The following is a 22,947-nucleotide window of genomic DNA, read 5'->3' as shown; positions in this document are numbered from 1 at the left end:
TTAACCCTTGTTATTCAATACGTCGGCCAATCCCGCCAACGGGACTTGCTGTTGGGCCGCTTCGCCCTGCGCCTCGGCGCGCAGGAACTTGACGCTGGCCGTCTGCGCAGCCACTTCGTCGGCGCCAAGAATAACCGCAACGCGGGCGCCGCTGGCATCGGCGCGCTTGAATTGCGACTTGAAGCTTGCGGAACCCGCATGCACGATGACCGACAGGCCGGCATCGCGCAGGTCTTCACCGACCCGCGCAGCCAGGCGCTGCGCCTCTTCGCCCTGATGGACGACGTAGACGTCGCACTCGGCCGGCTGTTCGACCTGCACGCTCTGCTCCCAGAGGTCCAGCAGGCGCTCCATGCCGATCGCAAAACCCACTGCGGGCGCGGGCTTGCCGCCCAGCAGTTCGATCAGACCGTCGTAGCGGCCGCCGCCGCACACGGTGCCCTGGGAACCGAGGCGGTCGGTAACCCACTCGAACACCGTGAGGTTGTAGTAGTCCAGACCGCGCACCAGGCGCGGATTCAGGCGGTACTCGATGCCGGCGTCGGCCAGGAGCTGGCACACGCCGTCGAAGTGTGCACGTGACTCTTCCCCCAGGAAGTCGAACAGGCGCGGCGCGCTGTCGGCCATTTCCTGCATGGCGGGATTCTTGGTATCCAGCACGCGCAGCGGATTGCTGTACATGCGGCGCTGGCCGTCTTCGTCCAGGATGTCGCGGTGCTTTTCCAGGTGCTCGATCAGGGCGGCGCGGTGAGCCGCGCGTTCGGCCGGCTGGCCCAGCGAATTCAGCTCCAGTCGCACGTCGGTCAGGCCCAACAGCTTCCACAGGCGCGCCAGCATGACGATGAGTTCGGCGTCCACGTCGGGACCGGCGAAGCCCAGGGCCTCGACGTCGATCTGGTGGAACTGGCGGTAGCGGCCGCGTTGCGGGCGCTCGTGGCGGAACACGGGACCGATGGAATAGACACGCTGCGGACGGTCATAGAGCAGGTTGTGCTCGATGGACGCGCGCACGATGCCGGCCGTCATTTCCGGACGCATGGTCAGCGATTCGCCGTTGAGCGCATCGGTGAAGGTGTACATCTCTTTTTCGACGATGTCGGTCACTTCGCCGATGCCGCGCGCGAACAGGCGCGTATGCTCAAGCACGGGCGTACGCACATTGCGATAGCCGTAGCCGCGCAGCCAGCCGCGCACGATTTCCTCGAATTGTTCCCAACGGGCGCTGGCCCCTGGCAACAGATCATTCATGCCGCGGATGGCGGCGACTTTCTGGAAAGCTTGAGTCATCTTGATCATGCCGCATCGCGCGCCGGCAAGCGCGCTAGCGGCCACACCCTTACTTTAATGAGAGGCGGGCGCGCCATAGCGGCGCGCGACGTAGTCTTCGACAATGGCCTGGAACTCTTCGGCAATATGGTCGCCCTTGAGCGTGACCGTGCGTTCGCCGTCGACGAATACCGGCGCCGCCGGCACTTCGCCGGTGCCGGGCAGGCTGATGCCGATATCGGCATGGCGGCTTTCGCCCGGCCCGTTGACCACACAGCCCATGACCGCGACGTTCATGCTTTCGACGCCGGGGTACTGGGCGCGCCACACAGGCATCTGCCGGCGCAGGAAGGTCTGGATGCTGTCGGCCAGTTCCTGGAAGAACGTGCTGCTGGTGCGGCCGCACCCAGGGCAGGCAACGACCATGGGCGTGAACGCGCGCAAGCCCATGGTCTGCAGGATTTCCTGCGCCACGACGGCCTCGCGGCTGCGGTCGCCGCCGGGTTCGGGCGTAAGCGAAATGCGAATGGTGTCGCCGATGCCCTGCTGCAGCAGCACGGCCAGCGCGGCGGTGGACGCCACGATGCCCTTGCTGCCCATGCCGGCCTCGGTCAGGCCCAGATGCAGCGGATAGTCGCAACGCGCGGACAGGTCGCGATAGACCGCGATCAGGTCCTGCACGTGGCTGACCTTGCAGGACAGGATGATCGCGTCGCGCCGCAGGCCGAGCTCTTCGGCGCGCTGCGCGTTGCTGATCGCGGACACCACCAGGGCGTCGCGCATCACGGCCTGCGCTTCCCAGGGTTGGGCGCGCTGGTTGTTCTCGTCCATCTTGCGCGCCATCAGCTCGTGATCCAGGCTGCCCCAGTTCACGCCGATGCGCACCGGCTTGTCGTAGCGGCAGGCAACCTCGATCATCTGCGCGAAGTTGTCGTCGCGCCGCTTGCCCCCGCCCATATTGCCAGGGTTGATGCGGTACTTGGACAGCGCTTGCGCGCAGTCCGGGAACTGCGTCAGCAGCTTATGGCCGTTGTAGTGGAAGTCGCCCACCAGCGGCACATTCACGCCCATGCGGTCGAGCTGTTCGCGGATGGCGATGACTTCACGCGCGGCTTCGGGCGTATTCACGGTGATCCGGACGAGCTCGGAGCCGGCCTGGGCCAGCTCCTTGACCTGGATCGCGGTGGCGATCGCGTCCGCCGTGTCGGTGTTGGTCATGGACTGAACCACGACCGGGGCATCGCCGCCTATTTTCACGACACGATCGCCCCACTTCACCGCCACCGAACGCGTGGCGCGGCGCTCAGCCGCTCCCACGGAGGGAGGCGGGGCATCCTGGCAAGGCAGAGAAGATTCTTGCATCGGTGGAACCGGGTTGTTACTTGGCCGACTTCGGCAGCCAGTCGGACGGCAGCCAGTGCTGCGGCAGCCAGCCTTGCCAGAAGGCATACGCCACGCCGGCGGCCAGCACCAGCACGATGGCGATGAGCCAGCCCCACGAGGTCGAGGACGAACGGTCGTCGTCGGCGCTGGACTGGGGAATGGAATGCGCCGAATGCAGGGCGCCGGGGCTGAGCTTCACCGGACCGGTGACGCGCGCCTTGGGGTCGAGCGAATCGACGATGGCCTGCGAGTCCGCGCCCAGCAGGCGCGCATAGTTGCGAACCAGGCCGCGCAGCGAAACGCCGGTGGGCAGGTTGGCCCACTGCTCGTTTTCCAGGGCTTCGATCTGCTTCGTGGAAAACTTGATGCGGCTGGACACTTCGTCGAGCGACCAGCCCTTGGACTGGCGCAGCGCGCGCAATGCCGAGCCGATGCCACCCACAGCGCCGGCGGGCGTTTCTGAAACTGCAGAAGCGAAATCCTGCGTCATGCGTGCACCTGTTTAATTGGTATGGTCTGGCGCTGTGCGGCGTTCCGTTCGGTGATACGGGTACGGTCGCGCACTTCTCCGGCCAGTTGGCCACAGGCCGCATCGATATCGTCGCCCCGGGTCTTGCGGACGGTGGTGATGATGCCGGCGTCCATCAGACGCTGGGCAAACACCTTCACCCGCGCCGAGTTCGAACGTTTCAGGCCGGACTCGGGAAAGGGGTTGAACGGGATCAGATTGAGCTTGCAGCGCAGCTGGCGTGCAATTTGGATCAGTTCCTTGGCGTGCTGGTCGGTATCGTTGATGCCGTCCAGCATGCAGTATTCAAAAGTGATGAAGTCGCGCGGGGCAAACGCCAGATAACGTTCGCAGGCCGCCAGCAATTCCTTCAACGGGTACTTCTTGTTCAGCGGCACCAGCTCGTCGCGCAATGCGTCGTTCGGCGCATGCAAGGACACGGCCAGGGCCACGGGACAGTCCTGCGACAGGCGGTCCATCATGGGGACCACACCGGAGGTGGACACCGTGACGCGGCGGCGCGACAGGCCGTAGGCGTTGTCGTCCAGCATCAGGCGCAAGGCGGGCAGGACCTGGTCGTAGTTGAGCAGGGGTTCGCCCATGCCCATCATGACCACGTTGCTGATGACGCGAGTGTCTTCGGTGGCGCGGGCGCTTTCCAGGCGGGCGGTGCCGATGTCGGCCTCCAGCACGCGCTTGGCCCACCACAGCTGGCCGATGATCTCGCTGGTCTTCAGGTTGCGGTTGAAACCTTGGTGCCCGGTCGAGCAGAAGCGGCAGTTCACCACGCATCCGGCCTGGCTGGAAATGCATAGCGTGCCGCGGTCGTCTTCGGGAATGAAGACGGTCTCGATGGCATTGCCCTGCCCCACGTCGAACAGCCACTTGCGGGTGCCGTCGGTCGAGCGCTGCTCGATGTTGACGGGCAAAGCCTCGATGCGGCAATGCTGCGCAAGCTGGCCGCGGAACTCGCGGGCCAGGTCGGTCATGGCGTCGAACGAATCGGCGCCGCGCTGGTGCATCCAGCGCTGCAACTGGCGAGCCCGAAACGGCTTGCCGCCCCACTTTCCGACGAGTTCGGACAGGGCGGAGCCGTCAAGCCCCAGCAGATTGATTCGTTCGACGGATTCCATGACCTGGGTAAAACTCAAAAGCTAGAACAGATGTTCCGCAAAAATCAACGGCTGTGGATGTTGATTTCGGGGAAGAAGAAAGCGACTTCGACAGCGGCCGTTTCCGGAGCGTCGGAGCCGTGCACGGCGTTGGCGTCGATGCTGTCGGCGAAGTCGGCGCGGATGGTGCCAGGAGCCGCCTTCTTGGGGTCCGTGGCGCCCATCAGGTCGCGGTTCTTCAGGATGGCGTCTTCACCTTCCAGCACTTGCACGAACACCGGGCCGGAGATCATGAAGTCGACCAGGTCTTTGAAGAAGGGGCGTTCCTTGTGCACGGCGTAGAAACGCTCGGCGTCGGCGCGCGACAGCTGGGCCAGGCGGGCGGCGATGACCTTCAGGCCGGCTTGTTCGAAACGGCCGACGATCTGGCCGATGACGTTCTTGGCGACGGCGTCGGGCTTGATGATCGAGAGGGTGCGTTGAATGGACATAAGAACTCCGAAAACTGATTTCTGACTTGGTTTCTGATGAATTGCCTGGCGTGGATCTGCGCTTGTCGGTGTCACCCTTGAAGCGTCATCGCGCTGTTGGCGCACGGGCGGTCCGAAACGAATGCATGTTTCGGGCCGGCCCGAACCACTGGTCCAAGGCAGGGATTCGACACTGCCTACCTGTTGGACTCACCCGGAATCCTCAATGAATTCAGGGACTTCTAAAAGGTTTACAGTAACCCGGTATTCTAACACGCTGAGAAGACCGCATTACATCTTAAAATGTGCGGTTTGCCGTCCGCGTCCCTAGCCCGGGCGCCCCTGTTTGCCGGAACCCTGCAATGACTCAAGCTGCTCCCCCGAACGCCGCGAACGCCGCGAGCGACTCCCAGGAACTCTCCAAGAGCTTCGAACCCTCCGCGCTGGAATCCCGCTGGTACGCCGAGTGGGACAAGCGCGGGTACTTCCAGGCGGGTCAGCATGTAAAAACGGGGACTGAAAGCCAGCCCTACGTCATCCAGTTCCCGCCGCCCAACGTGACGGGCACCCTGCACATGGGTCACGCCTTCAACCAGACCATCATGGACGGCCTGGTGCGCTACCACCGGATGCTGGGCGATGACACCGTATTCATCCCCGGCACCGACCACGCCGGCATCGCCACGCAGATCGTGGTTGAAAGACAGCTGGACGCCGATAAGGTTTCCCGCCATGACCTCGGCCGCGAGAAATTCGTCGAAAAAGTGTGGGAATGGAAGGAAAAGTCGGGCAACGCCATTACCGGTCAGGTGCGCCGCCTGGGCGCCTCGGCCGACTGGCCGCGCGAGTACTTCACCATGGACGACCGCATGTCGCGCGGCGTGGTGGAAACCTTCGTGCGCCTGCATAAACAGGGACTGATCTACCGTGGCAAGCGCCTGGTCAACTGGGATCCGAAGCTGCTGACCGCCGTGTCCGACCTGGAAGTCGTTTCCGAGGAAACCGACGGCCACATGTGGCACATCCTCTACCCCTTCGTCGATGGCCCCCAGACCATCACCGATAAAGACGGCCAGAGCGTCACGCTGCGCGGCCTGACCATTGCCACCACGCGCCCCGAGACCATGCTGGCCGACGGCGCGCTCTGCGTGCATCCCGACGATCCGCGCTACAAGCACCTGGTCGGCAAGCTGGTCGAACTGCCCCTGTGCGACCGCAACATTCCCATCATCGCCGACGATTTCGTCGATCCTGAATTCGGCACGGGCTGCGTCAAGATCACCGGCGCCCACGATTTCAACGATTACGCCTGCGCGCTGCGCCACGATCTGCCCATGATCGTGATCTTCACGCTGGACGCCCACATCAACGAGAACGGTCCCGCGCAGTTCCAGGGCATGGAACGCTACGAGGCCCGCAAGGCCGTGGTCGCGCAACTGGAAGCCGAAGGCTATCTGGTCAAGGTCGAGGCGCACAAGATGATGCAGCCCAAGGGCGACCGCACCGGCGTCGTGCTGGAGCCGATGCTGACCGACCAATGGTTCGTGGCGATGAGCAAGCCCGCCCCCGAAGGCACGCTGAATCCGGGCAAGAGCATCACCGAAGTCGCGCTGGAAGTCGTGGCCGACGGCCGCATCCAGTTCTATCCGGACAACTGGACCACCATCTACAACCAGTGGCTGAACAACATCCAGGACTGGTGCATTTCGCGCCAGCTCTGGTGGGGCCACCAGATCCCGGCCTGGTACTCGGAAGACGGCCAGATCTTCGTCGCGCACGACGAAGCCGAAGCCACGGCGCAGGCCCGCGCGGCCGGCGTGACCGGCGAGCTCAAGCGCGACCCCGACGTGCTGGACACCTGGTTCTCCTCCGGCCTGGTCCCCTTCACCACGCTGGGCTGGCCGGAAAACACCCCGGACCTGCAACGCTACCTGCCGTCCAGCGTGCTGGTCACGGGCTTTGACATCATCTTCTTCTGGGTGGCGCGCATGGTCATGCTGACCACCCACCTGACCGGCCACATCCCGTTCAAGCACGTCTACGTGCACGGCCTGATCCGCGACGCGGACGGCCAGAAGATGAGCAAATCCAAGGGCAACACGCTGGATCCAGTCGACCTGATCGACGGCATCGACCTGGACGGCCTGGTGGTCAAGCGCACCTACGGCCTGATGAATCCGAAGCAGGCCGGCGCCATCGAGAAAGCCACGCGCCGCCAGTACCCGGACGGCATCCCGGCCTTCGGCACCGACGCGTTGCGTTTCACCATGGCGGCCTACGCCACGCTGGGCCGCAACATCAACTTCGACCTGAAGCGCTGCGAGGGCTACCGCAACTTCTGCAACAAGCTGTGGAACGCCACGCGCTTTGTGCTGATGAACACCGAAGGCCACGACCTGACCGGCCCGGAAACCGGCGAAACATCCTTTGTGGACCGCTGGATCGTCAGCCAGCTGCAGGCGCTGGAAGCCGACGTGGCGCGCGGCTTTGCCGACTACCGCTTCGACAACATCGCCAACTCGCTCTACCGCTATGTGTGGGACGAGTACTGCGACTGGTACCTGGAACTGGCCAAGGTCCAGATTCAGACCGGCACGCCGGCCCAGCAACTGGGCACGCGCCGCACGCTGATCCGCGTGCTGGAAGGCGTGCTGCGCCTGGCGCACCCGATCATTCCGTTCATCACGGAAGAACTCTGGCAAAAGGTGTCGCTGGTGGCTGGCAAGCGCAAGGAAGGCGTCGCTGACAGCGTCAGTGTCCAGCCCTATCCGCAAGCCAACCCCGACGCGGTCGACACCGCTGCCGAAGCCGACGTCGCCGAACTGAAGGCACAGGTCGAAGCCGTGCGCGCGCTGCGCGGCGAAATGAACCTGTCGCCTGCCCAGAAGGTGCCGCTGTGCGCCCAGGGCGATGCGCCCACCCTCACCCGCAACGCGCCATACCTGGCCGCCCTGGCCAAGCTGAGCCAGGTCGAGGTGCTCGACGCCCTGCCCGACGCCGGCGCGCCGGTCCAGGTCGTGGGCGGCAGCCGCCTGATGCTGCACGTCGAAATCGACGTGGCAGCGGAACGCGTGCGCCTGGACAAGGAAATCGCGCGCCTGGAAGGCGAAATCGCCAAGGCCAACGGCAAGCTGTCGAACGCCAGCTTCGTCGAGCGCGCGCCTGCCGCCGTGGTCGAGCAGGAAAAGGCGCGCATGGCGCAATTCGGCGAGACCCTGGACAAGGTGCGCGAACAGCGCGCCAAGCTGGGCAACTAAGCCCTCGCGCTGAAAACAAAAACCCCGGAACCTGGTTCCGGAGTTTTTTATTTGCCCGCCGCGGCAAGATGCGCCCGACACAGGCATAGCCGGCAGCGGCTGATAGATCTCTCAGGAAGTCTTGGGCGGCTTGGGACGGGAGGTCCGGCGCCGCCTGGCAGGCTCCGGCAGCGGAGTGCCCGCCAATTCGGCCAGATAGCGTTCGTCGACCGGGGTCAACGCCCCTTTTGCGCGAGCAGCCTCGATCAATTCCGGGCGCCGGGCAGCAGTCAGCTCCAGCGAACGCTCACGCCGCCAGCGGGCGATGTTCGCGTGATGCCCGCTAAGCAAGGGCGCGGGCACCGGCTCGCCTTCGTAGACCTCGGGGCGCGTGTAGTGTGGACTATCCAGCAGGCCGGACAAGGCGTCGTTGAATGAATCCTGCAGCGCGGATTCGCCATCGTTGAGTACGCCGGGCAACAACCGCACGGCGGCGTCGATCACGGCGAGCGCCGCGATCTCTCCGCCGGACAGCACAAAATCGCCCAGCGAGATTTCCTGCGTGACGCAGCGCGCAATGAAACGCTGGTCCACGCCTTCGTAGCGGCCGCAAATGAGGATGAGACCTTCGCTTGCAGCCAGGGATTCGGCGCCCGCCTGATCGTAGCGCCGGCCGACCGGAGCCAGCAGCGCAACAGGGGCGCGGCCCAGGCCAAGCGCAGCGCGCGCGTCCTGGGCGGCGTTGACGGCGGCTTCCAGAGGCCCCGCCATCATCACCATTCCGGGGCCGCCGCCGTACGGGCGGTCGTCCACGGTACGGTGCACGTCATGCGTGAAATCACGGGGATTCCAGGCATGCAGGGACCACCGGCCCTGGGCATGCGCCCGGCCGGTGACACCCAGGTCCCGCACTACCCCGAACATTTCGGGAAAGAGCGTAACGACGTCTATACGCATCAAGTATCCGCCGGCCAGTCGCTGTCTATGCGGCGAGCTGACAGATCGACGGCGTGTATGTGCGCGCGCACGAACGGAACAAGCATTTCGGCGGGCCGACCCTTGGCGTTCAGGACGGGCTCGGGGCCAGCGGCCCCTGCCTTCTGGCGCAAGACCCTCAGCACGGCATGAGCGCCGTTGTCGAGAACCTCGTCGACCACGCCCAAAAGCGCAGGCTCACCGTCGGCGCTGGTATACAGCGCGCAACCGATGAGATCGACCCAGTAGTATTCGTCTTCCTCGGGCGCAGGGAAAGATCCCCGCGGCGCCTGCACGGAACAACCGCGCAGGGCTTCGGCCTGGTCGCGATCCGCAATGCCCGCCAATTGAGCCACCACGGTGGCCCCTTGCGAACGGACTTGCACGACCTTGTATGCGACAGGCGCAGACGCGACAACGCCCCGCGCCAATTCAGGCACAGGGCGAGTCAACCACCATTGAGATGCTGAGAGCAGCACTTCGGCATTGGCCGAATGTGGCTGCACCTTGACCCAGCCTTTCACACCGTAGGCTGCACTGATGCGGCCCAGCTCGATCAAATCCGTCGGCGCCGCGTTGGAGGTTGCGGCATCAGGCATGTATCGTGCTCTTGGTAACTATGAAGCAGCTATGAATGGCAGCTTTTAAAGCGCGGTAAAGCTCAGGGCTTGGTCTGCGACGCGGGCAATTAAGCCGCGGCGGAAACCTTGGCCGAGTACTCTTTGACCAGACGCTCGACAGCGGGCGACAGTTGGGCGCCGTTGCTGGTCCAGTGCTGCACGCGATCCAGCGCAATGCGCAGGGCTTCCGTGCCTTCGCTGGCTACGGGGTTGTAGAAACCCACGCGCTCGATGAAACGGCCGTCGCGACGGTTACGCGAATCGGTGGCCACCAGGTTGTAAAACGGACGCTTCTTGGACCCACCGCGGGCCAGGCGAATCACCACCATAGGTAATCCCTTGAATTAGTTGTGAAAAACGGGAAATTCTAGCACTTAAACACGCCTGCTGGCAAATGGCAGTGCTGAATTGTGCGTAGCGGCGCGATTTGTATCCTAAAACACCACATCCGGGTATTCTACAAACACGGGCCGGGGCCCGCGCCGCAATCCGAAGTGTAGCCGCCCCGCCCCTCTCGTGCTTGTCTTAGTGCGTCAGAACTCAGTGCGTGTGAAGAAATAACCCGATTGAGGAGATCGGTTTTATGTCGACCTACGCAAGACCCCGCGCTTCGATCCTCCCTGCCGCCTGTCCACGGCGCCGCCACCGCACCCGCTTCAAGCCATCTCCGTGAGAGCGGCCCTTCGGCCGCCTGCCCCCACTTTTTCGGCGTTTTTTCCCCAACTTCCTCTAACCGGAGGGTGCACCACCATGAAGAACCAGAAATCAGTCTTCACCCCTGTTGCGCGCCTGGCCTTGGCGGGCTTGCTGGCGGGTACGTTGGCCATGCCGCTGGCCGCCTCGGCCCGAGTCGTGGGCGCTGCCCTGACGACCGCCTCCGGCAAGGTCACTGCAGTGGATCCGGCCACCCGGACCATCACGCTGCAAGGCGAAAACGGCAATAGCGTGGACATCCAGGCGGGTCCCAATGTCCGCAACTTCCAGCAGATCAAGCCTGGCGACACGCTGACGCTCGACTACTACGAGTCAGTGGCGGTCGACGTACGCCCGGCCGGCTCCGGCATTCCGGAAGTGAAAACCGAAACTGCGGCAACCCGCAGCGCCAAGGGAGCCATGCCTGGCGGCGCGGCCGGAAGCCAGACCACCATCACCGCCGAGATCTGGCACATCAACAAGAGCGCCAATCTGGTGACACTGAAGGGGCCGCAAGGCGGCATGCGCACCATCCAGGTCCAGGATCCCGCCCTGCAGGCGCGCCTGCAGCAATTGAAGGAAGGCGATCTGGTTGACTTCACGATCACCCGGGCAGTGGCCGCCGCCATCCGCAAGTAACCTCGGGCTCGCCCCAAGTAAGAGGGCCCGCCTTGCGGCGGGCCCTCTTACTTGGCGAATACAGCCGGCAAGCGGATCAGCGCCGCCGCAGGAAATGCACCCCGCGGCCGTCGATCTCCTGCTGCGCGACCAGCGCATTGCCAGTCTGACGGGCGAAAGCCTGGAAGTCGCGGACCGCGTTGCGATCCGTGGTGATGACGCGCAGCACTTCGCCGCTGGCCATCTGCGCCAAGGCCTTCTTGGCACGCAGGATGGGCAGCGGGCAGGTCAAGCCGCTGGCATCGACTTCCTGCTCGAAGGACGGCGCCTGCGCGCCGCCATCAAGACTGGTATCCGCCCCGCTCATCACAGACGCTCATCCACCCATTTCTGCACGCTGGCGATCGCCGCGGGCAAGGCAGCCAGGTCGGTGCCGCCGCCCATGGCCATGTCGGGACGGCCGCCGCCCTTGCCGCCCACCTGGGCCGCAACGAAGCCAACCAGATCGCCCGCCTTGACGCGGCCGGTCAGGTCGGCGGTGACGCCGCCCACCACGCTGATCTTGCCGTCGGCCGAACCGGTGGCCAGCAGCACGACTGCGGGCTTCAGGCGGTCCTTGAGATTGTCGACCATACCGCGCAAGGCCTTGGGATCCACGTCGCCGATGCTGGCGGCCAGGACCTTGATGCCCTTGACCTCGACCGCGGCGCTGGTTGCCAGGTCGTTGCCGGCGCTAGCAGCAAGCTTGTTGCGCGACTGTTCCAGATCCTTTTCGAGGCTCTTGACCTGCTCCTGCACCTGCGCGATGCGCGCCGGCAGATCCGCCGGCGTGCTGCGTAACATGCCGGCAACCTGGGTCAGCAAGGCATTCTGGTTTTGCACCCAGGCCAGCGCGTTGTCGCCAGTGATGGCTTCGACGCGGCGCACGCCCGCGGCCACGCCGCCTTCGGACACGATCTTGAACAGGCCGATGTCGCCCGTGCGGCTGACGTGCGTGCCGCCGCAGAGTTCGCGCGAGAAGCCGATATCGAGCACGCGGACGGTGTCGCCGTATTTTTCGCCGAACAGCGCCATGGCGCCGCCCTTGACGGCATCGTCATAGCCCATGACCTGCGCCACGGTGGGCTGGTTGGCCAGGATCTCGGCGTTGACGATGGCTTCGACGCGCGCGATCTGCTCGGCCGTCAACGGGGCGTCCTGGGCGAAGTCGAAGCGGGTCTTGTCGGGATCCACCAGCGAGCCGCGCTGCTGCACGTGCGCGCCCAGCACCTGGCGCAGCGCCTTGTGCATCAGGTGGGTGGCCGAGTGGTTGCGCACCGTGCGGGCGCGGCGGACCGCGTCCACGCGCGCAAGCAGCGTATCGCCCACCGACAGCGTGCCGGACTCCAGCTCGCCGTGGTGGCCGAAGACGCCAGCCTGGATCTTCAGGGTGTCGGCCACGGCGAAACGCACGCCGTCGGCTTCCAGCAGGCCGGTATCGCCAACCTGGCCGCCCGACTCCGCGTAGAACGGCGTGGCGTCCAGCACGACGACCGCGCTCTGGCCCGCCTTGACCTGCTGCACCTGCGTGCCGTCGACGTACAGGGCCGTGACCTTGACGCCATCCAGTTCCAGCTTTTCGTAGCCTTCGAAGCGCGTGTCCGCGCCTTCGTAGCTCAGGCCTTCGGCCATCTTGAACTTGCCGGCGGCGCGCGCCTGGTCGCGCTGGCGCTCCATGGCGGTTTCGAAGCCGGCCATGTCCACGTCCACTTCGCGTTCGCGGCAGATGTCGGCCGTCAGGTCCACCGGGAAGCCGTAGGTGTCGTACAGCGTGAACAGGGTCGTGCCGTCCAGTTGGCCGCCCTTGGGCACGTTGGCCAGGGCGGAATCCAGAATGCGCATGCCGTGTTCCAGCGTTTCGCCGAAGCGTTCTTCTTCCTGCTTGAGCACCTGGGCGACGCGGTCGGCCGTGGCGGCCAGTTCCGGATAGGCCTCGCCCATTTCGGCGACCAGGTCCGGCACCAGACGATGGAAGAACGGCTTGGTCTGGCCCAGCTTGTAGCCGTGGCGCAGCGCGCGGCGGACGATGCGGCGCAGCACGTAGCCGCGGCCTTCGTTGCTGGGGATCACGCCGTCGACGATCAGGAACGAGCAGGCGCGGATGTGGTCGGCGATGACCTTGAGCGAGTTGTCTTCCAGGTTCTTGATGCCGGTCTCGCGCGCGGCGGCGGCGATCAGGTGCTGGAACAGGTCGATTTCGTAGTTGGAATGCACGCCTTGCAACACGGCGGCGATGCGCTCCAGGCCCATGCCGGTATCGACACAGGGACGCGGCAGGCGCGGCATGTTGCCGGCGGCGTCGCGCTCGAACTGCATGAACACCAGGTTCCAGATCTCGATGTAGCGGTCGCCGTCTTCCTCGGGCGATCCCGGGGGGCCGCCCCAGATTTCGGGACCGTGGTCATAGAAGATTTCCGAGCACGGGCCGCAAGGACCGGTGTCCGCCATCTGCCAGAAGTTGTCCGAGGCGTAGCGCGCGCCCTTGTTGTCGCCGATGCGGATGATGCGCTCGGCCGGCACGCCGACTTCCTTGGCCCAGATGTCGTAGGCCTCGTCGTCTTCCTGGTAGACCGTGACCCAGAGCTTCTCGGCGGGCAGCTTGTAGACCTGCGTCAGCAGCTCCCAGGCGTACTGGATGGCGTCGCGCTTGAAGTAGTCGCCGAAGCTGAAATTGCCCAGCATTTCGAAGAACGTATGGTGACGGGCGGTATAGCCCACGTTCTCCAGGTCATTGTGCTTGCCGCCGGCGCGCACGCTGCGCTGCGACGAGGTGGCACGCGTATAGGACCGCGATTCCTTGCCCGTGAAGACGTCCTTGAACTGGACCATGCCCGAATTGGTGAAGAGCAGGGTCGGGTCGTTGCCGGGGACGAGCGACGACGAGGGAACAATGGTGTGTCCCTTGGACTTGAAGAATTGCAGAAACTGCTGGCGAATCTCGGAGGATTTCATCGTGGGCGAAGCAGAATTTAGGCGAATTTTTGATTATAGAGGGTTGGCGGGCATCCCAGGAAAAGAGGCGGCGCGGCAGTCTTAGCGCACGCAGACGTAGCCGGTGGTAACGCCACCGGATTCAAACGAATCGCCCCGCTCGGAAACGACCATGGGCGTATAGCCAGCAGGGCAGGAGCAAGCGCCGGAGCGGGGATTCGGTCTCCATGTGCCGCGGGTATCGTAACAACCATACCGGCTATTAATGCTGAATGCGCCGCCAAAGCCGCCGCTGGCCGGCGCCCAGACTCGGGACTGGCATGTCAGCAGTTCCCCCTGTTCCGAGGTGGCCACGGTGCCGTTCGTGACGCTGCATGGCTGCCCCGCGCTGGCGCGCGCGCCGACCTTCAGATACGAGCCGACCTGCGCCGAGGCCGCGACGCTCAATTCCCCCTGCAGCTGCGGATCGCGCGTGTCCCGTATCCGGACATAGCGCTCCAGATCCGGCGCGCCCGTTCCGACTCCCGCCCACAGGGCGAGCGTGCCGGGCGCGTACGCCGACGCCCCGGGCGCCAGGGGATTGGCGAAACTGAATGCCGCGCCGCGCACCAGTCCCGGCGCCGCCGGCCACACCGCCCCGCCGTAGCCGCCGGCGGCATCGATCACGGCGGCGATGCCGGTCAGGTCCGGCGTTTGCGTCCCCGTTTTCATCAAAGGCGTGGCGCTGTAGACCAGTCCGTCCATGCGGCAGCGTTCGCCCGGGCATGCCTGCGACCTGGCGATCCTGATCTGCGCGGAGAAGCCCAGGGCGGAACGGTCGGGAAAATCGGCGGGCAACAGCCCCAGTCCGCGTAATTCGCCCAGAGTGGGCGCCAGCGGATCCGCGAACAGCGGGTTCCCCTGTTCGCTGCGCGGCACGCCTCCCTTGGCAAGGGTGGCGGAGTGCCGTGCCAGCATCTCCGTCACCGCCAGGCGGATCTGCGTCAACCAGACGCCAGCGGCACGGGCCGCGGCGTCTTCGATCCGCTGCACCACCTGGCCGGACGCCCAGATAGCCGCCATGGCGCTCAAGGCCAACACCAGCACCAGGCCCGCCAGCGAGAATCCACGCTGCCTCGGCCACATCGCCGCAGCATGCGATCGGGCCATCAAGAAGCTCGCGCACCGGTTCATTTTGCGACGAACAAGAAGGTGTTGACATCGCCCGGACTGCATTGGGCCTGAGCCAAAGCCGCGCGGTAGGGCACGCTGGGCGTTGCGAACGCATCCTTCACGACTCTGAGGCCGCCTCCCCCGCCGCCTATCGAGATGGTCTCGGACATCCGTTGCAGCACCGAGGCCAGCGACGGACATGCGGCCTGGCTGACATTGGTCAGCTTGATGGAGAACGCCGAACCCTGCCCCGCGCTGCCGAACGAGGCGGCGGCGACCTCGACCACCCCATTGCCGCCAACGCCGCTGCCGCCCAGGCCATGGGCGATGCGCGCCGCGCCCCCTGTCCCGTCGACGGCCAAAACGCTGGATTCCCGCAGCGCATTGGCCATGGCGCCTGTGTCGAGACCGGCATAGGGCGTGACCCCGCCGCCTTGCGCATTGGTCTTCATGCTGGCGATGAAGCGCTGCAGTTCCTCGCCCACCTTGGGCACCTTGTTCTCGACGACATAGGCGCCAATGGCCGGAATGCCGACGATCGCGATCAGCAGGACGATGGCGGTGACGATGGACACCTCCATCAGGGAAAAGCCCCGCTGCCGGTTGGCGCGTAGCAGGACTGCGTGGACATGATGCATGCTTGCTCTCCTTGTGAAAAAAAGCATGCAGGCGGACAAGCGCCGCATGCCTGATGCAGCCCCTATTGGCTGGCGTAGAAATTGGTCAGCGCCTGGCGCAGTTCGTCGATCACCGCGTAATGCCAGAGCGTGATACCCAGCACGGCGGCCACGGACGAGAGCAGCAACGTCCAGCGCAACACCGATGCCTGCCGGCGCACCCGCGCCAGCAGGCGCGACTCGACGCGCAGCCGTACTTGCGCAAGCCCAGCCTCCATGCCCAGACAGTCCATCATGTCGGCCATGTACCACCAGGTATCCGCGTCCAGCAGCCCAGTGCCGAAGATCTCCGGCCCCGTCTGACCACCGTCTATCCGCCCCAGCATGTCCAGCAGATGCGCATGCATCCAGGGAGCCGTATCCCGGGCCTGCACGGCCAGGGCTCGTCTGAGGCGAGTGTCGGCCGCGCCGTGCTGCCTGACCAGCACGCCCAGCAACGCAAGAAAGCGGATGGCGTGGAAATCCCGGTAGAGCCGCCACAACAGCCAGCGATCCAGCCGCGGCCGCGCGGCGCCGGTGTAACGCGGCAACGACCACAGGCACAGCAAGACCAGGCCCAGCAACAGCACCAGCCACAGGGCCAACCATTGCCTCAGGCCTTGCGACAGCGCGAACAGCGCGCGGGTCAGGCGACCGTACTCCTCCGCCGGCACGGCCTGGAACACCTGCTGCAAGCGCGGCACGCTGAAGAAGGGAATGGCGCACAGCAAGGCGAATGCGACGGCTGCCGCCGCGAAGCCGGCCGCCGCGGCCGAGACCAGCGCCAGCCACGCATCCGACGCCAGCCGTACGGCCCGCGCCACGTCCCGCAACGCGGCGGACAGATCTCCGCCCTCTTCCTGCACGCAGCTGAGCAGCACGCATTCGCTGGACGGCAGCGTGTCCGTCCAGGCGGCGCCCAGATCGCCGCCGGCCTCCAGATACATGCCCGCCCAATGCCTCGACAGCCGGCCCCGCACGGTATCCTCGCCATGACGGCGTGCGTCATCCTCGAAGACATCGCGCAGGTTCTTGCGGCCCTGTGTTCCTTCGACCAGGTCGGCCAGATATTCGTAATAGTCCGCTCGCCCGGCACGAAAGCGCAGCGCGTCCAGGCGCAGCGACAGGGTGCGGCCGGAGGACAGGCTGAGGAAAGAACGCGGCGACAGCGGTTCAGCCATGGCCGCCCCCGCCAGATCCTGGGCCCTGCGCAGGCAAGACCGCAGGAAAGTCGAAGCGGCGCAGCAGCGCGCGGGGATCGACTTCTCCGCGGCTGACCTTGTACAGGGCGCAGTCCCGCGCCAACGCGCCGCGCGCGGCCTCGTTGCGCCAGGCGGCGGGCCCGGCAGCCTCGGCCTGACGCTTGAGCCCCACGTTGTCGCGCGTGCGCACCCTTTCAAGAAAGCCTTCGACGCGCTCGGGCTCAAGCATTTCCGCCGCCACGCTGCGGCCTGCGATGCCGTTCAACTCAGGCAATTGCGCACGCCTGCAAGCACTGCAGCCTGCGGCATTCCTGACCCTGAGCGTGTCAGGCTCCAGCAGGAACTCATGCCGCATCCGCTTCAACCATGCCTGCCATTCGAGACGCTTGCCGCCCCCGGCGGATCTGGACCACAGACTGTCCACGGGCAGTGAGCAGCGGCTGCACAAACGCGGCAGCAAGGTCTGGTAGACCAACAACTTGAGGATGCCTGGCGTCGCCAGAAAATCGCGCGACACGCCGATCGAATCCGACGCCAGGCGTTCGGGTATCAGCACGGCGCCAGCGGCGTGGGTGGTGGTGTACAGGCTGACGCCCGAACCGGCGAGATCCATGAACGCGCGGCCGGTGTCGACGTCCCGGATCTCGCCGATCAGCAGATCGTTCATCGCCGAGCGTTTGATGGTCTTGAGCTTGGCATCGAACGCCGGCCAGGCGGATTCGGCCAGAGCGCCTCCCAGGGTGTTCTGCAAGGCGTTCTCAATGATGTACTCGACCGGATCTTCCAGCGTGATGGCCTTGCGCGTGGGCGCGATGCCGCGCATCAGCGTCGCGATGGTGGTGGATTTGCCGGAACCGACCACGCCCGCCAGCACGATGGCCCCGCCTTCGCGCTCGCGCGCCCGCGCCAGCGTTTCGACCTGCGCGGGCAGATAGCCCAGCGCGAGCAGATCGGCATTGGCGGTTGCGTCCAGCCGCAATATGCGCAAGCACACCGACGGCCCCGCATCGGCGGCCAGCGAGGCCCAGCGCAGCACGATAGGTACGCCATCGATGTCCAGCCCGATGCGCCCCTGCTGCTCCAGCGCGGGGTCGAACACCGCGCCATTCCCCCCCCTGACATCCATCCAGGCCACCGCCAGAACCTCCAGCAGCGTCGCATTGGACAGGCCCGCAAAGCGTTCCGTGCCAACGTATTCCCCGCCGATGGTGTAGCGGATATCGCAGGCAGCGCGTCGCCGGTTCACGTTGATGTGCACGTCGCTCGCTCCCTGCGCCACGCCCCAACGCACGATGTCCTGGAACAGGGCGGCCAAGGCCGAGGCGCGCTCTTCCCGCCGCTCCCTGCCGCGCCCGGCCAGCGCTGGCGCGGCCAATTGACCGCGCGCGATCATCAGCAGCAGCGGCGCGGGCAACTGATAACGGGACACTTGCGCCAACCGGTAACCGCGTGCCTGCACCATGCGCTCGACCTCGTCGATCTGGTCACCCACCGTGTAGTCCTTTACGGCGAACACGGCGGCCTCGCCGCTCTCGAGCAACACGGGACACAGCCTGCCGGCGAGCGCCGCAAGATCGAAATCGCGTCCGAGCGCACGCGCGAATGCGGGCTGCAAGCGGGCGATGTCTTCGGCCGTTTGCAGCTGGGGCGGCTCCCAAGCCGCCGCCATGGGGAGCACCACAGCCGGATGCGCCGCGACGGGCTGCAAGGCATGCACAGTCATGGCCGCCCCCTGCCCGCATCGACGCAGGCAGTGCGTTCCGTATCGCCGCGGCGCAGTCTCACGCAGCTGTCGTCGATCGCCAGCAGCTGGTAGGCGCGGCCGTCGACGGCTCCCGCGACGGGTTCGCCCCTGCCGGTCTGGTAGCGGAGCACGGCGCCATTGACCGCGACGTCGGCGCTCAAGCGTCGCGCAAGGCCGAAAATCGCCATCACCCGGATATCGTCGGATGCCCTGGCGGGCGGCGGCGCCTGCCCCACGGACTCGGGTCCAGGACGGCACAGGCCGGGGACCCGGCAGTCCGCCAATGCGGCCGCAGCATCCGCGCGCAGCAAGGCGCGCACGGTTTCCGTCTCTGGCCATGGCCGCGGTTCGTCGGCGCCTTGCGGTGACGGTTGGCCGTGAGCGGCCGGCACCAAGGCGGCCGACAAGAGCAGACGCCCGATGAATCCTGCCACGGGATTCGAGCGCGTGACGGCGCCCCTATTCCTGTTCATAAAGTTCTCCCTGTAATTCGGCCACCAGCGTGCTGGAAACCAAGGTGGGCCTGGGTTGCGCCTGGATGTCCAGCGACAGGCGGGACCATCGGGCCGCCGCGACAGCGCCGTCGAGCAGCGCGAAGGAACGCAGAGGTCCCCGCAAGGTGATGGCGCGGCTGCGGATGGCAGGCTGCAGCGGGATGGCGACGCCGGGTTGACCTGCGCCGGGTTGACCTGCATCGGGTAGGCCGGCGACGCGTTGACCAGCGGGTTGGGACTGCACCGGCAAAGGCAGCGGCAATGCGGCCGCAAGGATCACGGAAGTAAACGCCGCCCGCATGCGTTGCAACGCCGCGATCAACCCGGTATCGACCTGCAGCGACGTGGGCAGGACCAGGTCCGCCAGCTCCACCGGCGAGGACGCCATGCGCCATGACAGCGTGGCTTCCTCCAGCGGCTGGAATGTCACTTGCCAGCCCGCGGGCCGCAGCGCATGCAACACATCGTTGGCAGCCTGCGGATGCGCCCTGACATAGACCGCGGAGCAGTTCCACGACTGATCCCCGGCCAGACAGCGTGCGCGGCTCAATGCCCAGCCGCGCACCTGCATGGGGAGCCTGCCGAAGCCGTCCAGCAAGCGGGTGACCTCGGCGGGAGCATGAGCCACGGTGTTTTGCAGCAGGGTCAGATACGGATCCCGTTGCGGCGGGATATCCTGCGCAGCGGGCTGATCGGGCGATGCGCGGTCCGGCCGCAATCCGAGCAAACCGTCCCACATTGGCGGCGCAATGGCGGCAAGCGCCACGCAGCCCAGGAACAGGCGGAACGCGAGCGGCAGCTCGGCCCAACGCGAGGACAAGGCGAGCAGCTGCGCGGCCGGGTCCGCCGCCTGCATCAGCAAGGCCCAGGCCTCGTCGGCTTCCCGCGCCGGCAAGGCGGGGCGCCGGGCGCGCAACAGCGCCTGTTCACGCAAGGCTTCGTCGAGCGTGGCGTATACCCGGTCCGCCTGCGACAACACGGTGCCGCGCTGCGCCGCCACCAGCCAATGCCCGCCGCTGGGCAGGCTGATCAGGCTATGGCCCCCGTCCGGATACAACAACGCGTACAACTGCGCGGCAGCCTGGATGTGTCCCTGCCTGCGCCGCCCCGCCCGCGCACCGCCGCGCCACGGCGAGCGCATGCGGCCATAGCCGGCCACCATGGCCGGCGCCCCGCCCACGACATAATGGCTGGCCCGCAAGCGGCGTCCGCGCGAACGGGCCAGCGCGGGAATGTTGGAACCGATCAGGGCGAACCAGCGCAAGCCGAATGCCAGCGTACGGCCGGTGCCTGGAACGTCGAACAACAAGGTGGGAGGGACGCGTTCCATGCCTAGTACCCTTCCTCGACCTGGGCGGTTACCAGCACCAGGGTCGTCGTGCGTTCCGAGGCGGCACTATCCAGGCCGCCGGCGATGAGCGGCAGCCCCGGCGCAAGCCGTTGGCGGTCATGCTGTTCCTGGCCGCGATCGAAGCCGGAGACGATGATGGGCTGGCCGGGGCGCAGCTCGACCTGCTGCACCGTGCCGTTGCCGTCGATCGTGACCTGCTGGACCTGCACCTGGTTGCCGCGCTCGCCGAACGTGATGGTCTTCAGGGGTTGGGCGACCGCGTTGTCATAGGCCAGCGACAACAGGATCTGGCCGTCCTCCTGGATGTCCGGCAACAGCGTCAGGAAGGAACCTACCGTTTCTTCCTTCTGGCTGATGGACACCGCGGGCAGCGAACCGTTGGCGCCTCCTGCCGTGGTGCCTGGGACCGCAGTGCTCTGCACCCGGTCGATGTAGCTGAACGTCGTTCTGACCGCATGGGTAACCGGGCGACGGTTCAAGGTCAGGATGGGAACCTTGTTGTGCCGCACGACAGCGCCCATCGTGCTGAGCGCGGAGATGATGGCCTGCGAGCCTTCGAATGGCCCCCTGGCCGTGGAAGCATCCAGGCTGCCCCCGCCCGATCCGGCCCCGGGCAGCGCCAGCCGCGCCGCCGCTCCCGCCGCGGCGTAGACGATGTTCCAGTCGATGCCCCCCGAAACGGCGTCGTTGGCAACGACCGTGATTTCCTCGAACACCAGCCGCACCCGACGGGTCAGGGCCTTGTTTTCACGTTCGAGGTAACGGGCGACACGCTCCAGCGCCTCGGGCGTATCCGTGACGACGATCGAGGTGGAGCCCTCCACCGCTTCGGCGACCACGCCGGAACGCGTCAGGAACGGCATGACGTTGGCGCGCAGGATGGCCAACGCGTCGTGCTGCCCCGCCGACAGGGAAGTGTTGGAGGTGCTTTCAAAGCCTTCGCCCTCCGGGCTGCCTTCGCGGCCCAGGCGCACGTCCACCTTGCTGCTCAGCGACAGTGCGCGCAAATCGAACACGCGGGTCTCGGTGCGGTAGAACTCGAGCGCGTTGTGCTCGTAGCGCCAATGCACCGAGAAGCGCGCCGCCAGCGTGTCGAGCAAGTCGGCCAGCGGCTGCGCGCCCGCGCGGATCTCCAGGCTGGCCGGCGCCGGCACGGACAAGGCGCCATTGACGGCCAGCCGGGGCAGGAACAGTTCCAGCGGCAGCAAGGCGTCCGGACGCACTCGCACCGCGATGCCGGTGATGGCGCTCAGGCGCTGGGCCAGGGTCGGCAGATCGGCGTCGTCGGCCAGTATCACGGTGGTCCGCACGTTCTCGCGCAATGCGGGCGGCAGCGCCACTTCCCGCGCCAACGGCTGGGGCTTGCCGGCAAGCCAGGGCATGGCGACATCCTGGGCCGCGACGCGCGCGGCCCGGTCCGACAACCCTTCGGTGAAAGCCCTATGACTGGCGGCCACCTGAGCCTGACGCGCGTTTGCCGCGCGGCGCTGATCCGCGACCTGTTGCGACACCGCGCAACCGCCCAGAACGCCGCACGCCGCCACACTCAAAAACAATATGCGCATCATGCCGCGGCCCCTCCTGGCGTGGCCATGCGCGTGCAGGACTGCGCCAATGGCACAACGCGCAGCACCCGGTTGCCGTAGAAGCATGGCTGCAGAGGCCTTTCGGCGAGTTCTGTGGCGCCCAGCAGTTCGCGCACGGCCGACTTGAAGTCGCCGGAGAATTCGGCCGTCGCCGACAAGGGGATGTCCACGTCCACGGCCCAGTGCTGCGGCTGGAAGGTCCAGCCCGCCAGGTCCGCCCAGCGCGCCAGCACGGCTCGCAGCGTGGCGTCCGGCGGCGCCGCGCGGTAGACGGGCTGCGGCGCCGAGACCGGTGCCGACGCGACGCCAGCAGCCGGGGCCAGCGCAACGCCCGCGGCGGAAGCCGCGCCCGCCAAAGGCCCGGCGGCTTGCAACGCGCCGATGGCGGACGCCGCCGTTTCGGCAGGCCGCGCCGCCCCGATGCGCTCAGCCAGGACCGCCGGCGCCTGGGCTGCGGGTTCATCCTGCGGCCTGCCCCCCGCCCGGGCGTCGGCGACCGCCTGCAGGCGCTGCGCGCGGGCGCTCAGACGCCCGCCGCGAAACAGCAGCCCGCTCCACCCTCCCGCCAGCACGACATAGGGGTCGCGCCGCAAATAGGGCAAGGCGCGCTCGCCGTCGCTGCCTACGCCGAAAATCGCCGGCAGCGGCTGGCCCGGCGCGAACTGCAGCCAGGTTTCCTTGCCGTCGTCGAATACCTGCATGGGCGCGACCGAGGGATCGCCGGACAATTGCCAGTCGAAGCGGAAGCCTTGAGCAGCCTGCCGCGAGGCTTCCCATGAAGTTGCGGCCGGACTCTTGCCGGACCCTGCGCAGGCCCCCAGGCAGGACAGCCCTGCCGCCAGGAAGAAGAAACGAACCATGCCTCACCGCGAGCAAAAGGCGCACCGGAATCGATACGCATGAGAGGCATG

Annotated in this window: 20 protein-coding genes; 2 read left to right on the top strand and 18 right to left on the bottom strand. The window is 66.4% G+C overall.

Features of this window, described 5'->3' with window-relative positions; translation table 11 throughout:
- Genes hisS through ndk form a run of 5 tightly spaced genes read right to left on the bottom strand, consistent with a single transcriptional unit; the run spans position 1 to position 4,760 of the window.
- Positions 1–1,287 carry a histidine--tRNA ligase gene (gene hisS, locus N5C88_RS21445; RefSeq protein WP_118933172.1) on the bottom strand — a complete coding sequence of 429 codons (1,287 nt, stop codon included), beginning with the start codon at positions 1,285–1,287 and terminating at the stop codon, positions 1–3.
- Between the two features lie 54 nt (positions 1,288–1,341).
- A complete protein-coding gene (ispG, locus tag N5C88_RS21440; RefSeq protein ID WP_059378952.1) occupies positions 1,342–2,628 on the bottom strand; it encodes a flavodoxin-dependent (E)-4-hydroxy-3-methylbut-2-enyl-diphosphate synthase in 1,287 nt (428 codons plus the stop codon).
- A gap of 16 nt (positions 2,629–2,644) precedes the next feature.
- Entirely contained in the window at positions 2,645–3,139 is a 495-nt protein-coding gene (locus N5C88_RS21435; protein WP_059378951.1) for a helix-turn-helix domain-containing protein, read from the bottom strand.
- Positions 3,136–4,290 (bottom strand): 23S rRNA (adenine(2503)-C(2))-methyltransferase RlmN, encoded by a 1,155-nt coding sequence (gene rlmN / locus N5C88_RS21430; protein ID WP_054458665.1) that lies wholly within the window; start codon positions 4,288–4,290, stop codon positions 3,136–3,138. The genes N5C88_RS21435 and rlmN overlap by 4 nt, the downstream gene beginning before the upstream one ends.
- Positions 4,291–4,334: 44 nt before the next feature.
- Complete coding sequence (ndk, locus tag N5C88_RS21425) at positions 4,335–4,760, bottom strand: nucleoside-diphosphate kinase (RefSeq protein ID WP_006393972.1); 426 nt, start codon at positions 4,758–4,760, stop codon at positions 4,335–4,337.
- Positions 4,761–5,101: 341 nt separating this feature from the next.
- On the opposite strand from ndk, the gene N5C88_RS21420 reads away from it, so the two are divergent.
- Positions 5,102–7,996 (top strand): valine--tRNA ligase, encoded by a 2,895-nt coding sequence (locus tag N5C88_RS21420; protein WP_280016187.1) that lies wholly within the window; start codon positions 5,102–5,104, stop codon positions 7,994–7,996.
- A gap of 111 nt (positions 7,997–8,107) precedes the next feature.
- On the opposite strand, the gene trmD is transcribed toward N5C88_RS21420, so the two are convergent.
- The 3 genes from trmD to rpsP form a co-directional block, all read right to left on the bottom strand.
- A complete protein-coding gene (gene trmD / locus N5C88_RS21415; RefSeq protein ID WP_118933167.1) occupies positions 8,108–8,932 on the bottom strand; it encodes a tRNA (guanosine(37)-N1)-methyltransferase TrmD in 825 nt (274 codons plus the stop codon).
- Positions 8,932–9,549, bottom strand: a complete 618-nt coding sequence (gene rimM / locus N5C88_RS21410; protein WP_280016186.1) for a ribosome maturation factor RimM — start codon at positions 9,547–9,549, stop codon at positions 8,932–8,934. Before rimM ends, trmD begins: the two co-directional genes overlap by 1 nt.
- Before the next feature lie 89 nt (positions 9,550–9,638).
- The gene (rpsP, locus tag N5C88_RS21405) at positions 9,639–9,899 is read right to left on the bottom strand and encodes a 30S ribosomal protein S16 (protein ID WP_054458672.1); all 261 of its coding nucleotides are present in this window, start codon (positions 9,897–9,899) and stop codon (positions 9,639–9,641) included.
- A 421-nt stretch (positions 9,900–10,320) separates the two neighbouring features.
- Here rpsP and N5C88_RS21400 point away from each other — a divergent pair, with 421 nt between their 5' ends.
- Positions 10,321–10,902, top strand: coding sequence for a hypothetical protein (locus tag N5C88_RS21400; RefSeq protein WP_059378945.1), 582 nt, complete (start codon positions 10,321–10,323; stop codon positions 10,900–10,902).
- Positions 10,903–10,978: 76 nt separating this feature from the next.
- Here the strand turns inward: N5C88_RS21400 and N5C88_RS21395 are convergent, their stop codons facing one another.
- From N5C88_RS21395 to N5C88_RS21350, 10 genes are all read right to left on the bottom strand, one after another.
- Positions 10,979–11,248 (bottom strand): sulfurtransferase TusA family protein, encoded by a 270-nt coding sequence (locus tag N5C88_RS21395; RefSeq protein ID WP_059378944.1) that lies wholly within the window; start codon positions 11,246–11,248, stop codon positions 10,979–10,981.
- Positions 11,248–13,872 carry an alanine--tRNA ligase gene (gene alaS / locus N5C88_RS21390; protein WP_059378942.1) on the bottom strand — a complete coding sequence of 875 codons (2,625 nt, stop codon included), beginning with the start codon at positions 13,870–13,872 and terminating at the stop codon, positions 11,248–11,250. The genes N5C88_RS21395 and alaS overlap by 1 nt, the downstream gene beginning before the upstream one ends.
- Positions 13,873–13,953: 81 nt before the next feature.
- Positions 13,954–15,000 (bottom strand): prepilin, encoded by a 1,047-nt coding sequence (locus N5C88_RS21385; protein WP_280016185.1) that lies wholly within the window; start codon positions 14,998–15,000, stop codon positions 13,954–13,956.
- 20 nt (positions 15,001–15,020) lie between these two features.
- Positions 15,021–15,641 carry a type 4 pilus major pilin gene (locus N5C88_RS21380; RefSeq protein WP_059378940.1) on the bottom strand — a complete coding sequence of 207 codons (621 nt, stop codon included), beginning with the start codon at positions 15,639–15,641 and terminating at the stop codon, positions 15,021–15,023.
- A gap of 62 nt (positions 15,642–15,703) precedes the next feature.
- Positions 15,704–16,840, bottom strand: a complete 1,137-nt coding sequence (locus tag N5C88_RS21375; RefSeq protein ID WP_280016184.1) for a general secretion pathway protein — start codon at positions 16,838–16,840, stop codon at positions 15,704–15,706.
- On the bottom strand, positions 16,833–18,530 hold the full coding sequence (locus N5C88_RS21370) for an ATPase, T2SS/T4P/T4SS family (protein WP_118933174.1): 1,698 nt from the start codon (positions 18,528–18,530) through the stop codon (positions 16,833–16,835). The genes N5C88_RS21375 and N5C88_RS21370 overlap by 8 nt, the downstream gene beginning before the upstream one ends.
- 50 nt (positions 18,531–18,580) lie before the next feature.
- On the bottom strand, positions 18,581–19,078 hold the full coding sequence (locus N5C88_RS21365; protein ID WP_059378935.1) for a hypothetical protein: 498 nt from the start codon (positions 19,076–19,078) through the stop codon (positions 18,581–18,583).
- Positions 19,065–20,429 (bottom strand): hypothetical protein, encoded by a 1,365-nt coding sequence (locus N5C88_RS21360; RefSeq protein ID WP_280016183.1) that lies wholly within the window; start codon positions 20,427–20,429, stop codon positions 19,065–19,067. The genes N5C88_RS21365 and N5C88_RS21360 overlap by 14 nt, the downstream gene beginning before the upstream one ends.
- Before the next feature lie 2 nt (positions 20,430–20,431).
- Positions 20,432–22,018, bottom strand: coding sequence for a hypothetical protein (locus N5C88_RS21355; protein ID WP_280016182.1), 1,587 nt, complete (start codon positions 22,016–22,018; stop codon positions 20,432–20,434).
- A complete protein-coding gene (locus N5C88_RS21350) occupies positions 22,015–22,896 on the bottom strand; it encodes a TcpQ domain-containing protein (RefSeq protein WP_187774059.1) in 882 nt (293 codons plus the stop codon). The genes N5C88_RS21355 and N5C88_RS21350 overlap by 4 nt, the downstream gene beginning before the upstream one ends.
- Positions 22,897–22,947 lie beyond the last annotated feature (51 nt).

It is taken from the genome of Achromobacter sp. GD03932, from assembly GCF_029839485.1.
GTDB lineage: Bacteria > Pseudomonadota > Gammaproteobacteria > Burkholderiales > Burkholderiaceae_B > Achromobacter > Achromobacter bronchisepticus_A.
Note: the sequence above shows the minus strand (reverse complement) of the source record. Positions and strands in the feature narration are given on the sequence as shown.

Coding starts and splice junctions, on each gene's coding strand:
- N5C88_RS21370 (WP_118933174.1), bottom strand. CDS start 18,530: ATGGCGGCGGCTTGGGAGCCGCCCCAGCTGCAAACGGCCGAAGACATC.
- N5C88_RS21400 (WP_059378945.1), top strand. CDS start 10,321: ATGAAGAACCAGAAATCAGTCTTCACCCCTGTTGCGCGCCTGGCCTTG.
- N5C88_RS21365 (WP_059378935.1), bottom strand. CDS start 19,078: ATGAACAGGAATAGGGGCGCCGTCACGCGCTCGAATCCCGTGGCAGGA.
- trmD (WP_118933167.1), bottom strand. CDS start 8,932: ATGCGTATAGACGTCGTTACGCTCTTTCCCGAAATGTTCGGGGTAGTG.
- N5C88_RS21395 (WP_059378944.1), bottom strand. CDS start 11,248: ATGAGCGGGGCGGATACCAGTCTTGATGGCGGCGCGCAGGCGCCGTCC.
- ispG (WP_059378952.1), bottom strand. CDS start 2,628: ATGCAAGAATCTTCTCTGCCTTGCCAGGATGCCCCGCCTCCCTCCGTG.
- N5C88_RS21385 (WP_280016185.1), bottom strand. CDS start 15,000: ATGGCCCGATCGCATGCTGCGGCGATGTGGCCGAGGCAGCGTGGATTC.
- hisS (WP_118933172.1), bottom strand. CDS start 1,287: ATGACTCAAGCTTTCCAGAAAGTCGCCGCCATCCGCGGCATGAATGAT.
- N5C88_RS21375 (WP_280016184.1), bottom strand. CDS start 16,840: ATGGCTGAACCGCTGTCGCCGCGTTCTTTCCTCAGCCTGTCCTCCGGC.
- rpsP (WP_054458672.1), bottom strand. CDS start 9,899: ATGGTGGTGATTCGCCTGGCCCGCGGTGGGTCCAAGAAGCGTCCGTTT.
- N5C88_RS21360 (WP_280016183.1), bottom strand. CDS start 20,429: ATGGAACGCGTCCCTCCCACCTTGTTGTTCGACGTTCCAGGCACCGGC.
- ndk (WP_006393972.1), bottom strand. CDS start 4,760: ATGTCCATTCAACGCACCCTCTCGATCATCAAGCCCGACGCCGTCGCC.
- N5C88_RS21355 (WP_280016182.1), bottom strand. CDS start 22,018: ATGATGCGCATATTGTTTTTGAGTGTGGCGGCGTGCGGCGTTCTGGGC.
- N5C88_RS21350 (WP_187774059.1), bottom strand. CDS start 22,896: ATGGTTCGTTTCTTCTTCCTGGCGGCAGGGCTGTCCTGCCTGGGGGCC.
- rlmN (WP_054458665.1), bottom strand. CDS start 4,290: ATGGAATCCGTCGAACGAATCAATCTGCTGGGGCTTGACGGCTCCGCC.
- alaS (WP_059378942.1), bottom strand. CDS start 13,872: ATGAAATCCTCCGAGATTCGCCAGCAGTTTCTGCAATTCTTCAAGTCC.
- N5C88_RS21435 (WP_059378951.1), bottom strand. CDS start 3,139: ATGACGCAGGATTTCGCTTCTGCAGTTTCAGAAACGCCCGCCGGCGCT.
- N5C88_RS21420 (WP_280016187.1), top strand. CDS start 5,102: ATGACTCAAGCTGCTCCCCCGAACGCCGCGAACGCCGCGAGCGACTCC.
- rimM (WP_280016186.1), bottom strand. CDS start 9,549: ATGCCTGATGCCGCAACCTCCAACGCGGCGCCGACGGATTTGATCGAG.
- N5C88_RS21380 (WP_059378940.1), bottom strand. CDS start 15,641: ATGCATCATGTCCACGCAGTCCTGCTACGCGCCAACCGGCAGCGGGGC.